At 49.3% G+C, this 12448-nt stretch carries 10 protein-coding genes; 4 read left to right on the forward strand and 6 right to left on the reverse strand.

Features of this window, described 5'->3' with window-relative positions:
• Position 1 precedes the first annotated feature (1 nt).
• The 3 genes from H5985_RS01015 to ssb all read right to left on the reverse strand — a co-directional run bounded on the left by H5985_RS01015 (position 2) and on the right by ssb (position 2663).
• The gene (locus H5985_RS01015) at positions 2 to 1015 is read right to left on the reverse strand and encodes an amidohydrolase family protein (protein WP_205049451.1); all 1014 of its coding nucleotides are present in this window, start codon (positions 1013 to 1015) and stop codon (positions 2 to 4) included.
• A gap of 275 nt (positions 1016 to 1290) precedes the next feature.
• The gene (locus tag H5985_RS01020; RefSeq protein ID WP_205049452.1) at positions 1291 to 2013 is read right to left on the reverse strand and encodes a dihydrofolate reductase family protein; all 723 of its coding nucleotides are present in this window, start codon (positions 2011 to 2013) and stop codon (positions 1291 to 1293) included.
• 146 nt (positions 2014 to 2159) lie between these two features.
• The gene (gene ssb / locus H5985_RS01025; RefSeq protein ID WP_205049453.1) at positions 2160 to 2663 is read right to left on the reverse strand and encodes a single-stranded DNA-binding protein; all 504 of its coding nucleotides are present in this window, start codon (positions 2661 to 2663) and stop codon (positions 2160 to 2162) included.
• Between the two features lie 323 nt (positions 2664 to 2986).
• Between ssb and H5985_RS01030 the strand changes: the two genes are divergently transcribed.
• The 3 genes from H5985_RS01030 to rfbD all read left to right on the forward strand — a co-directional run bounded on the left by H5985_RS01030 (position 2987) and on the right by rfbD (position 8100).
• Entirely contained in the window at positions 2987 to 4264 is a 1278-nt protein-coding gene (locus tag H5985_RS01030) for a nickel-dependent lactate racemase family protein (RefSeq protein ID WP_205049455.1), read from the forward strand.
• A 111-nt stretch (positions 4265 to 4375) separates the two neighbouring features.
• A complete protein-coding gene (gene uvrA, locus H5985_RS01035; RefSeq protein WP_205049456.1) occupies positions 4376 to 7222 on the forward strand; it encodes an excinuclease ABC subunit UvrA in 2847 nt (948 codons plus the stop codon).
• Positions 7219 to 8100, forward strand: a complete 882-nt coding sequence (gene rfbD, locus H5985_RS01040) for a dTDP-4-dehydrorhamnose reductase (protein WP_205049457.1) — start codon at positions 7219 to 7221, stop codon at positions 8098 to 8100. The genes uvrA and rfbD overlap by 4 nt, the downstream gene beginning before the upstream one ends.
• Positions 8101 to 8108: 8 nt before the next feature.
• Here the strand turns inward: rfbD and galE are convergent, their stop codons facing one another.
• Positions 8109 to 9107, reverse strand: coding sequence for a UDP-glucose 4-epimerase GalE (gene galE / locus H5985_RS01045; RefSeq protein WP_205049458.1), 999 nt, complete (start codon positions 9105 to 9107; stop codon positions 8109 to 8111).
• A 104-nt stretch (positions 9108 to 9211) separates the two neighbouring features.
• Here galE and H5985_RS01050 point away from each other — a divergent pair, with 104 nt between their 5' ends.
• Positions 9212 to 11464, forward strand: coding sequence for a patatin-like phospholipase family protein (locus H5985_RS01050; RefSeq protein WP_205049459.1), 2253 nt, complete (start codon positions 9212 to 9214; stop codon positions 11462 to 11464).
• A 45-nt stretch (positions 11465 to 11509) separates the two neighbouring features.
• Here H5985_RS01050 and H5985_RS01055 read toward each other — a convergent pair whose 3' ends face one another.
• Together H5985_RS01055 and H5985_RS01060 are read right to left on the reverse strand one after the other, a co-directional pair.
• Positions 11510 to 11938, reverse strand: a complete 429-nt coding sequence (locus H5985_RS01055; protein WP_205049460.1) for a DUF2721 domain-containing protein — start codon at positions 11936 to 11938, stop codon at positions 11510 to 11512.
• Positions 11939 to 11950: 12 nt separating this feature from the next.
• On the reverse strand, positions 11951 to 12376 hold the full coding sequence (locus tag H5985_RS01060) for a DUF2721 domain-containing protein (RefSeq protein ID WP_205049461.1): 426 nt from the start codon (positions 12374 to 12376) through the stop codon (positions 11951 to 11953).
• Between the last annotated feature and the right edge of the window lie 72 nt (positions 12377 to 12448).

Below are 12448 nucleotides of genomic sequence, written 5' to 3' on the forward strand. Positions count from 1 at the left end.
ATTATTTCTTGATGGGCAAGGGTTCATACGGTTCGAGCCCTAAAGCCATGCGGCCGTTGCGGGTGGCAATTTCAACCAAGTCTTCAAAGTGGTCATAGCGGCAACCCGTGGCCATCAGTGTCAATTCATGCCACATGTCACCGCCGCTCCAGGGTACCATGGCGTCGGCAACGTTATCCACGCCGATGGCCACACGAACACCGGCCGGCACCAGTTCGTCAACCGGCGTCATGGAGTTGTGCATCGGGCCGATTGCTTCGGTGCGGGGAGTGTCAATCCAGGCGGTCGGGCAGGCAATCATCATGACACCGGCTTCGCGCATTAATTGATAGAGACGGTCGCGGTATTTCTTGGAGTGCGCGGCGATAGAAATGCCGTGCACGCCGACCACTCGACCTTGAAGACCGAATTCAATTGTCTTCATGCACATTTGTTCGGTTTCATATTCAACGGCTTGGTTGAATTGGTCGACGTGAGCGTGCACCATCTTGCCTTTTTCTTTGGCCGTTCCCATGATGATGTTCCAGGCTTCGTCGGCCTTGCCGTAGTCACGTTCGTCGCGTTTGGGCAACGCACCGATGATGTCTACGAGATCGGCACCGATGTCAAACCACTTGCGGGCTTCCGGATCAATCACGCCCTTTAACGTCTGGTTGGCAAACTTCACCGTGAGCTGATCCTTGTAGTGTTCGCGAGCCTTAATACCGGCGATGATGGCGCGGTCTTCGCTTTGCGGGTCGATGTCGACGAAAGTGCACAAAGCCGTGACGCCCTGGCTGATCATCAGTTCAAACATCATGCTGAAGCGGGCATAAAAGTCTTCAACTGTAGATTCCCTCTTGAGGCGGTCCAAAGCGTCCCACTTTTGTTGCAGAGTGCAGGTGCGGCGCATTTCCATAATCTCGGGACTCAAAGTAAAGGAGCGGTCAGCGTGAGCGTGGGTGTTGACCCAACCGCCGTTGGCTTTGATCATCGGCTCCAGCATGGCGCGGACAGTATTCGGAATTACGGTCATTGCTCTTCTCTCTATTGCAGTTCAAACAAACAAACTAAAAAAAACGGCAATCCCTAAAAAAGGATTGCCGTTAGAAAAACACTCCCCCCTCGTGCCAAGGGCTTGGCTCGACCAATTCGGTTTCGATAGTGAGAGGGGTGAAAAATCATTTGCACACTAACCTTACGGGTTAAATACACAATTAACCCGCCATCATACACTTGCTGACGATTAAAAATCTAGGCTAAACTTCAAAAAATTTCAATAATTATTAAAAATCTTTTATAAACAATAGGTTACTGTTTTTTATGATCATTGGTGAGACGATAATGCAAATGCACCATACCGAAGGCCATCGTTTTAGCGTCAATCAATTCCAGATGACTCTTTTGAGCAGGCAAGGGATTATCGCCTTGGTATCCGATAATACTGGGGGAGGAGTGTGCACCGTCCAAACCCGGATAAATCAGTACGCTGAGCTCATCAATTAAGCCGGCTTCCAGAAAAGCACCGTTGATAATGCCGCCGCCTTCGAGCAAAAGTGTTTTAACAGAGAACAGCTCTTCGATACTCTTGAGTGCTTTTTGGAAGCGATTTTGCTTACTCTCACCTTCAAAAACATAAGACACACCGATTTGTCTGAGCTCAGACAAGTATTCATCGGACACGTTTTCGGACAAAACGCTCACGATATGTTCGCCTGTTTGCAGGTGATCAGATGAGTAGTGCAGTTTGCCCTTGGGATCAAAAACAACGGCAATGAGTCGATCGGCCTGATGGCCTTTAAAACATGTTTTGTTGTTTTGGTTATCGGTCGGAGCCGGGGCACTTTCGGTTACGCCGCAATCGTACTCAGCCATGGTTGTACGTCCGATCATCCAGCCTTGTGCTTGAAAAGACGAGGCAACCGATTCATAGACTTCTGAGATGTTAATGGATCGAGTCGGACTGCTCCAGCGTTGACTCACCAAACGGCCGTCAACCGATGAAATCATGTGGCAGACAATGCGAACGGACATAAGACTCTCCAAGTTTAAATTCAGATTTAGTCTAACTCAGAGCGGAGAGCAGGAGAAGTCAGAAAGTCTCAACTTTTTGCCGAAAGCTTCAAAAAAACAAAGGCCCGCGATCGGCGAGCCATTGTTGCTGAAAATGATCTAAAAAATCAGAACGGAATATCTTCGTCGAGATTATCTAAACCGTTAACAGGAGCCGGAACCGGTTCAGGTTGACGGGGTTGTTGATAGGTCGCTGCCGGAGCGTGTTCGGTGTGAACCGGTGCGGGACGGCGCGGAGCAGACTCAAAACCGCCGGCCGGAGCGCCTTCAGAGCGTTCGCGGCTACCTAACATCTGCATCGTTTCAGCAATGATTTCCGTGGAGTAGCGATCTTGTCCATCAGGACCTTGCCACTTACGGGTACGCAAGCGGCCTTCAATATAAACCGGACGGCCTTTACGGAGGTACTCGGCGGCAATTTCAGCCTGGCGGCCGAAGAAGACCACACGGTGCCATTCCGTTTCTTCCTGCGGTTGACCGTTGGAGTCTTTGTAACGACGGGAGGTAGCAACCGTGATCGTCGTGATGGCTGTACCGCCTTCTGCGGTGTAACGCGTATCAGGATCACGACCCAAATTACCAATAATAATGACTTTATTTACCGAAGCCATAATCGTTCACTTCCAAAATTAACAACGCCGGGAAATTGCCGGCATTAAAACACATCACACACCCAAAGGCTTCAAAGTGAGAGGACTCACCCGTTCGCATTCGAGACACTTGGTGAGCATATTATTCAAAAATACGCTAAACGCTAATTGTGTAGAAACTTTGAAAAAATGTCCATATCGGAGCAGGAGTTTTTTGGACGGCGAGAGAGAAAATCAAAAGTTTTTTCAATATTTGCAAATGCTTTTGCAAAATTTCTCCACTAAACAAATTTGTTTTTTCCTAGAATGAAATTATTAAGCCTGAAATTTTCTGAGGGGGCAATATGCGCAAATTTGAATTTGCTTACGGCCATGGGAAAAAAGCGTTTGAATTTGATGAAAACGATCTCATCAAAATTATTCGAATGAAAGAATTTCCGCCTCTGAAGGATATTAAAAGTTGTGTGTTGGAAGCCATTCGGCACCCGATCGGCTCTCCTGCCCTCTCAGAAATTATCAAACCCGGTGATACCGTTGCTTTTATCTGTAACGATCCTACACGAGTGGCGAACAGCCATTTATTTATGCCGATCCTCATTGATGAAATGAATCGTCTCGGAGTGCCCGATGAGAATATGCGAATTGTTTTTTCATTAGGAACGCACAGAGAAATGAGTGAGGAGGAAAGAGTCAAACAGGTCGGCACTGAGGTAGCCCGACGCATCAGGATGTTCAGCAGCGTCTCCACCCGAAGTGAAGATTTCATGTATTTCGGCGAGACAAGCCGCGGCACACCGGTTTGGATCAATAAATTGTTGTGTGATGTGGATCATGTCATATTAACCGGGACCATTATTCATCACTATTTTTCGGGTTTCGGAGGAGGCCGGAAAGCCGTGTTACCCGGTTGTGCGGCGATGGAGACCATTCGGAAAAATCACAGTTGGATGCTTGATCCCCATTCAGGACTGGGCATATTGGATGGGAATCCCGTCTACGAAGATCAGATTGAGGGGGTTGAACTGTTTGCCAAAGGCCGTTCGCTCTTTCTGTTTAATGCCGTCGTCAATGCCCAGCACGAATTTTTGAAGATGTTTGCCGGTCACTACATTGAGGCACACAAGGAGGCTTGTCGGTTTGTCAACGAGGTTTACGGTTGTGAGATTGATCGCGAGGCTGATTTGGTGATTGCCTCTTGCGGCGGTTATCCGAAGGATATCAATGTCTATCAGATGCAAAAGACAATGGAAAATACGAGCTGCGCAGTGAGAAAGGGCGGCGTGGTCATTTTATTGGCCGAATGCATCGAAGGCTCCGGTTCTGCCAAATTGGAAGAAACATTCCGACGTTTGAAGACCGCCGAAGAGATTCGTCGAGAGCTCGAGGAAAATTTCCAAATCGGTGCCAATAAGGCTTATGCCATCACGCACCCGATCGCTAAGGCGGACTACATTTTGGTGACTCAGTTAGACAAAGAAATGGCAAAAATGATGCATTTTTATGCCGCAACGACTGAAGTTGAGGAAGCGATTAAATTGGCTAAGCAAAAATTAGGTGATCATCCAAGAACAATTTTGATGCCGGAAGGGTCGCTCACCGTACCGCGTCTTTCAGAATCGTAATTTTGTTCGAGCCCGCAGATAAGCGGGCCTTTTTACGGTTGCACAAAAATTTTGTCCTCAGTATGCGCTTGCCTCTACAATTAAAAGTTAACTTTTTGAGGATACTCAAGCATGCGCGGCGAAATTCATATTCGTGGGGCTCGCACCCATAATCTCAAAAATATTGACCTGGATATTCCCAGAGATAAGCTGGTGGTCATCACGGGTTTATCAGGCTCGGGAAAGAGTTCTTTAGCCTTTGATACCTTGTATGCGGAAGGCCAACGGCGATACGTCGAGAGCCTTTCGGCCTATGCGCGGCAATTTCTGGATTTAATGGAAAGACCGGATGTAGATTTGATTGAGGGCTTGTCGCCTGCTATTGCTATTGAACAGAAAGCCGTCAACAGTAATCCTCGCTCCACAGTCGGCACCATTACGGAAATCATGGACTATCTGCGCTTAATTTTTGCGCGGGCCGGCACTCCCTACTGTCCCATCCATGGTTTGCCTTTGGAAGTCACACCGGTATCGACTATGGTCGATCGGATTTTGCAAGGACCTGAAGAGGCCAAAATCATGGTCTTGGCTCCGGTTGTCAGACAAAAGAAATTGGATTTCGAGCGATTTTTCCAGGATATGCAAACCCAGGGTTTCATCCGCTTCAAAATTGACGGCGTGCGTTATGAGGCGGACACCCTTCCGCAGTTGGATCCTCGGGAAAGACACGATGTGGATGTGGTGGTGGATCGTTTGAAAATTCGAGCGCAGGCGGCCCAACGTTTGGCAGAGAGCCTGGAGACAGCACTGCGTTTAGCTGACGGGCGAGTCGTGATTGAAAACATGGAAAGCGGCGAGCATCAGGCATTTTCAAGCCACTATTGTTGCCCGGAGTGCGGCTACAGTATTGAGGAGTTGGAGCCCAGACTTTTTTCCTTTAATAATCCCATGGGCGCTTGTCCGGTCTGCAACGGCATGGGACAGAGCATGGTTTTTACGGAAAACAGTGTGGTATGCCACCCGGAATTGTCTTTGAGTTCTGGAGCCATTCACGGCTGGGATCGTCGCAATCTCTACAACTTCGATTTGATAGAAGCCGTGGCCAAGGCCGTCGGCTTTGATGCCGAAACGCCTTGGAATCAGTTAAAACGCAATGAGCAGGAAGCCGTGCTTTGGGGACTGGGCGATAAAACCATTGAGATGCCCTATCGTAGGGCGGGGGCGGTGACCTATAAAAAAGAGCCTTTTGAAGGGGTGATTGCCATTTTGAATCGACGTTATGCAGAAACGCAAAACGAGGCGGTTCGGGAAGAGTTAAATCGCTATCGGGAATTAAAAGTCTGCGATGCCTGTAAGGGGACGCGCCTTAAAGAAGCCGCTCGGCATGTGTTTATCGGAACGGGAAAACAGAAAAAAGCCATTTATGAAATTACGGCAATGCCTCTGTCCGAAGCCCATGACTATTTCAAAAAACTTCGTATTTCGGGCAGCAAATCTGAAGTGGGTAAAAAGTTGGTCAATGCCATCGAGCAACGGCTGACCTTTCTTACCGATGTGGGGTTGGGTTATCTCACGCTTGATCGCCGGGCTGATACGCTCTCGGGGGGTGAGGCACAACGCATACGGTTGGCCAGTCAAATCGGCTCCGGTTTGACCGGCGTGATGTATGTGTTGGATGAACCTTCCATCGGACTGCATCAACGAGACAATGATCGTCTGATTGAAACATTGAAACACTTGCGGGATTTGGGTAACTCGGTCATTGTGGTCGAGCATGATGAGGATACGATTCGAGCGGCTGACTTTGTAGTAGATATGGGACCGCGAGCGGGTGAAAACGGAGGCTATGTTGTGGCTTGCGGCACGCCCGAAGAGATTACAGCCAATCCGAAGTCGCTCACCGGTCTTTATCTGAGCGGAAAGAAAAACATGTTGCCCGAGGGGAAAGCGAAACGAAAGAGTTCGGGAGTGTTTCGCCTGGTAGGCGCGCGTGGGCACAATCTGAAAAATGTTGATCTGGACATTCCCGTCGGGCTGATTACGGTCGTGAGCGGTGTTTCGGGCTCCGGTAAATCCACCCTTATCAACGACACTCTTTATCGGGCTCTGGCTCAAAAGCTTTACCGTGCTGGTGCCGTCCCCGAACCTTTCGATCATCTTGAAGGGCTGGAGCTCTTTGATAAAGTGATCAACGTTGATCAAAGTCCGATCGGTCGCTCTCCGCGATCCAATCCTGCAACGTACACGGGGTTATTTACTCCCATTCGGGATCTGTTTGCTCAGACGCCGACAGCCAGAGAGCGCGGCTACGATGCGGGACGATTCAGTTTCAATGTGAAGGGCGGTCGATGTGAGGCCTGTCAGGGAGACGGTTACATTAAGGTCGAGATGAATTTTTTACCGGATATGTACGTCCCGTGTGAGCACTGCCACGGTCAACGCTATAACCGTGAGACGCTGGAAGTTCTCTATAAGGGCTTAAATATTGCGCAGGTGCTCAATCTTACGGTTGAAGAGGCCAGGGAGATCTTTTCTGCTCACCCGATCATTGCCAGAAAGTTGGATACCCTGATGGATGTGGGACTGGGTTATGTGAAATTGGGTCAGAGTGCGCTGACGCTCTCAGGAGGCGAGGCGCAACGCATGAAGCTGGCTTTGGAATTATCCCGCAAAGACACTTCCCGAACTCTTTATATCCTCGATGAACCGACAACGGGGTTGCATTTTGAGGATGTGAAAATGCTCGTTGAGGTCGTGAAAAAACTCAGGGATGCGGGCAACACCGTTATCATCATTGAACATAATCTGGATGTGATTGCTTCGGCCGATTGGGTGGTTGACATGGGACCGGAAGGGGGAGATGCCGGCGGACAGATTGTGGCTTGCGGCACACCGGCTCAATTGATGAAGAATAAAAAGAGTGTGACCGGCGAATATCTCAAAAAGCATTTGCAGGCCATTAAGGAAAGTCAGTCGTGAAAGTCGTCCTTTTCGGTCAAAGCGGTCAGGTCGGTGAGGCAGTGTTAAGGCAGTTGGGCGAACATTTCGATTGGATTTGTCCTGATCGAAGTACCCGACAAGGTGATCTTTTGTCACCGGAGACAATCTACGAGTATCTGTGTCGGGCCAAACCTGATGCCATTGTCAACGCAGCAGCCTTTACCGCGGTTGATAAGGCAGGGCAATTTCATAAAGACGCTGAAATCATTAATGCCAACTCAGTTTTAAGTATGGCTCGCGCAGCCAGAGAAACGGGAACGTACTTACTGCACTTGAGCACCGATTATGTTTTCGATGGCAGCGGTACGAGAGCTTGGAAAGAAGAGGATCGGGTCAATCCCATCAATGCTTATGGAAAAACCAAAGCGTTGGCTGAAAAAGGGATTGCACAACAAACGGCTGAGGCCACCGTTTTGAGGTTATCGTGGCTTCATGCGCCGGGACACAAAAATTTCGTAACGGCAATCTGTGACCGATTAAAAAATGATGAAGTTCTTCGAGTTGTTGATGATCAGTGGGGCTCGCCCACGGTAGCGGCAGATGTGGCAGATGTGATCGGAAAGTTTCTCAATTCGTATAAACACGGAAAAATTCTGAGAGGAATCTACCATTTTGCCAACGCCGGTTTTTGTTCACGTTATCAGTGCGCTCTCGAAATTCTCAAAAGACTGCAGACGGCAGAGGTCCCTTGGGCTTTCGGCAAAAAGATAGAGCCCGTCAAAACAGCGGACTATCCTTTGAGCGAACCTCGGCCGTTAAACTGCAGGCTTAATACGCAAAAGATTCGCCGGGAACTTAAGATCGCTCCCCGCTCCTGGCAGCAGGCACTGGATGCGACCTTAAATTCCTACTACTAATGACGCTCTTAAGCGCAGTTTTTCTGGAACGCCCAGGAATGACGGCACATGTCGTCAAGCCCGTATTGTGCCTTCCAGCCTAAAAGTTCGTAAGCACGTTTGGGGTTGGCCCAGTTACTGGCGACATCTCCGGGACGACGGGCAACAATCTTATAAGGAATGGGTTTTCCGCAGGCCCGTTCATAAGCGTGAATAATATCGAGCACCGAGTAACCGACACCGGTTCCTAAGTTGATAGCGATCCAGCCGGTATGGGTAAGACTGTATTGAGCCGCGTTAACGTGCCCTTTGGCTAAGTCCACCACGTGGATATAGTCGCGTACGCCGGTGCCGTCAGGCGTATCGTAGTCGTTACCGAAAACGCGCACTGCTTCCAGTTGACCTGCCGCGACTCTTGCCACATAAGGTAAGAGGTTATTGGGAATGCCTCTGGGATTTTCTCCGATCAGGCCGCTTTCGTGTGCGCCTATCGGATTGAAGTAGCGCAGACACACGGCAGACCACTCGGGATCGCTTGCGCAAAGATCCGAGAGGATCTCTTCAACCTGCAACTTCGTGCGGCCGTACGGGTTGGTGACCGAGAGGGGATGATTTTCATCGAGCGGCAAATACTGAGGAGTGCCGTAAACCGTGGCGCTTGAAGAAAAGATAATGCGTTTAATGCCAAGGTCCTTCATTGCACGCAACAACGTCAGAGTTCCCGTGATGTTGTTATCAAAATACTCCAACGGCTTTTCCACAGACTCACCCACAGCTTTTAAACCTGCGAAATGAACCACCGCTTCAATGCGGTAACGTTCAAGCACCTCCCGCATACGTGCGTAGTCTCGAATGTCCCCTTCTTCAAAAGGAAGACGTTTACCGAGGATTTGTTCGAGTCGATCCAAAACCGTTGTATCGCTGTTGCAGAAATTGTCGAAAATCACGACTTCATGACCGCTTTTGACCATTTCAACAGCGGTATGTGAGCCGATGAAACCGGCTCCTCCGGTGAGCAAAATACGCATTTGAGGTTCCCTAGGACACTAATTGGTAAATATTAATAATCATACTTCAATGCTCGCGCTGAAAACAGTTAAGATGATGAAAGACTTTTGAGAGTACTAAAAATATGTTTGTCAGACCTCTTTGTATTGTCTTGTTGTGTCTAATCCAAGGTTGGATATCACTGTTTGCCGCTCAGGCTTGTGCGGCCGCAATTGAAAATCCCGAGCTTGCTCGTCCGAAGGTTGCCTTGGTGCTGTCCGGGGGCGGTGCCCGCGGGTTTTCTCATGTGGGCGTCATTAAGGTGCTCGAAGAGTTGGGCGTTAAAGTAGATATCGTGACGGGCACGAGCATGGGGGCAATGGTTGGGGGTGGTTACGCATCGGGTTACTCCGTTGAACAAATGCAGGACATTATTCTGGGAGTGGACTGGACCGAGATGTTTGCTCTCAGACCCGATCGCAGCGATTTAAATTGGCGGCGCCGGCAAGACGACTTCAAGGGACTGGGCAGCGGAGAGATGGGGCTGTCAGACAACGGGGTTCTTTTTCCCGATTCGGTAGTGCCAGCTCAACACTTGGAAATTTTTCTGCGCTCGATTACCAAACACGTTAGTTCGGTGACGGATCTTTCCGAACTTTCCATTCCCTTTGCAGCGCTTGCGACTGATTTAGATAGCGGTTATCCCGTCGTGATGCAAAAAGATGTGACGCTTGCCGACGCGATGCGCTCATCTATGTCGGTGCCTGGGGCGTTTTCGCCTTTTCCCTATAAGGGACGGGTATTGGTTGACGGCGGACTTGCTCAGAATTTACCAGTTGAGCAGGCCAAAGCGATGGGGGCGGATATTATCATCGCAGTCAATGCCGGAACGCCTCTTGGTAAGTCCAAAGATATTCAATCCGTAGCCGGTGTAATGGGGCAGGTGGTCGGCATTCTCACCGAAAGAAATGTTGATTATTCCAAGTCACTCTTAACAGAGCGAGACATTTTGATTACGACGGATTTGGAAGGGTTCGGGGCAGGTGATTTTGATAAAGCCGAGGCGATTATTAAGGCGGGAGAAAAAAGTGCCCGCGCCTATGAAAAAGAGCTCAGACGCTTGGCTGTACCCCGTAAACAATACTTAGCTTGGAACGAAAACCGGATGGCCTCGGTTAAGCCCCCAGCTGCCAGAAGCATCACCTCTGTGAAGGTCGAAGGACTGCAGACGGTCAATCCCGCCGGAGTGATCAAAAGTGCCGGCCTGAATTTAGAAGAGCCTGTGACAGAAGAGCAGATTGCCGAAGCAAGTGCCAGGATTTGGGCAATGGACGATTTTACCTTGGTACCCTATGAGATTGAACCGGGCCCCAACGGCACTCAAACGCTTATTTGGCGACCGCAGGAAAAACCTTGGGGGTACAACACGATTCGTGTGGGAGGCAAGGTTTCGACTGACTTTAATCAGGAGCACAGTTTTGACTTTCTCCTGGCTCACACCATGGGGTGGCTCAATTCCTGGGGAGGAGAGTGGCGCAATGAGGCCCAGATCGGTAAAGACAGTTATTTTTCGACCAGTCTTTATCAACCGTTGGGTGAGGCCAGTCCCATCTTCGTGATGCCTGAAATTCGTTTTGAAAGTCAGCGCTATGACTGGTACAACGGCTCGAGTCACGCTGAAGCGACGATGAAAAATTCCAGCTTGGAAGGCTCCGTTTCACTGGGTATTGAGTTTGGTAAATCTTCTGTTCTGACGGCCGGTCTCGGCTATATTTCCGCGCAAAGCAAGGTCTCCGTCGGTCATATTAACGGTTATGAGTCGATGGACGATACGGCCGCTTTTGCCGAATTGACCTGGCGTTACGACACACTCGATAACATCAATTTCCCGAGTAAAGGTTTTTATTTGGATGTAGAAGCCAGGCGTTACACCCATATGGCTAATTCAGCCGATACGCAGGTTTCGGATTACTACGTCGAGACTTTACTGCCTTGGGACTGGGGCGACGGTTGGATATCTCTGTTATCGGCCAAGGCCGGTTCCTCGACCATTCCGGGGCGCTATCCCTTGGGCGGGCTTTTTAATATGTCGGGAGCCTATTACGGACGATACAGCGGATCGGATATGTTCCTAGGACGCATGATGCTGATGAAACGTCTCAATCAAACCGATCTCTTCGGTTTCCCGCTTTATGTGGGGGGCGGTTTTGAAATGGGACGGGTGCAGGAAGATGTTTTGCCCGATTACCTCAGCGATAAAGACTTAGGGGTTTGGAAAAAGGCTTTCTCTGCTTATGTTGCAGCTGATTCTTTGTTCGGCCCCGTCTATTTGGCACTCGGCAATACCACAGACGGTGATTCAGCGCTTTATTTCTTCTGGGGCAGACCGTTGCAGTAGACAAAAAAGGCGGTCCGGAAGGACCGCCCGATAGATCGGTTATGCTTAACGGTGCTCAACACTGAGTCCGATAGCTTTAGTCGAAAGCGAGACTTCCCGAACAAAATAAATGGTTGACAGTAATAGGAAACCGATCGAGATAATCAGGGCACTTAACTTTAAGATATCCAAATTGAGCATGAAAAGGCATTCGACGATGCCGGCCAGCACTTGAAGACCGCTGAAAGTCGCCGAGAGTACCACCGTAAGGATCGATTTTCTCAACAACGATGCCCGTTCAAAAATAAATTCAATTTCGTTATTTAAATCCGCATCTTCTCGAGGTGCGATGGAATTGCGTTCGCGAAGCAGCTGACGGACACGGTTGGTGGAGTGGTTGTAGCGGGCTGTCATTGCCAACAATAAAAGACCGACACCGGAAATTAAAGTTACGGGCGGCAAGGACGTCGCAAGCATCTGATGATATTCGACCATGACCGACTCCTATCAGTGATGCACGCTCAGACCGAGCGCTTTCATGGAAGTGCTGACTTCTTTGGCAAAAATCAGCGTTGAAATGACCACCATGGCAATAGCGATCAACAATAAGATGGATTTCAAAACCATCAGATCATCACCCATGGCAATTTCAAAAATGCTCATCAGCACCAAAAGGGCACTGAACATACCCGACAGAACAATCAGCATGATCGCTTTGCGCAGCAGACGCACACGCAGGAAGATCAGCTCAATGGCGTGATCGAGATCTTCATCCTTGCGGGGTTTAATGGCATCACTTTCGCGCAATAATTGGCGCAGGCGATCGGTGGAGTGGTTATAGCGGTTGGTCATGGAGACCAAAAGCAGACCGACGCCGGAAATCAATGTGATCGGGGTCAGAGCCGCTTGTAAAACGGTACCGTATTCAATCATAAAGGGGAAGACAAAGTCAGCTAAAAGAAAGCCTGCAATGATAGACCTTTTTAGCTGACTTGGAAAGGGAAA

It is taken from the genome of Parasutterella secunda, from assembly GCF_016901835.1.
In the GTDB taxonomy this organism is placed as follows: Bacteria; Pseudomonadota; Gammaproteobacteria; order Burkholderiales; family Burkholderiaceae_F; genus Aphodousia; species Aphodousia faecavium.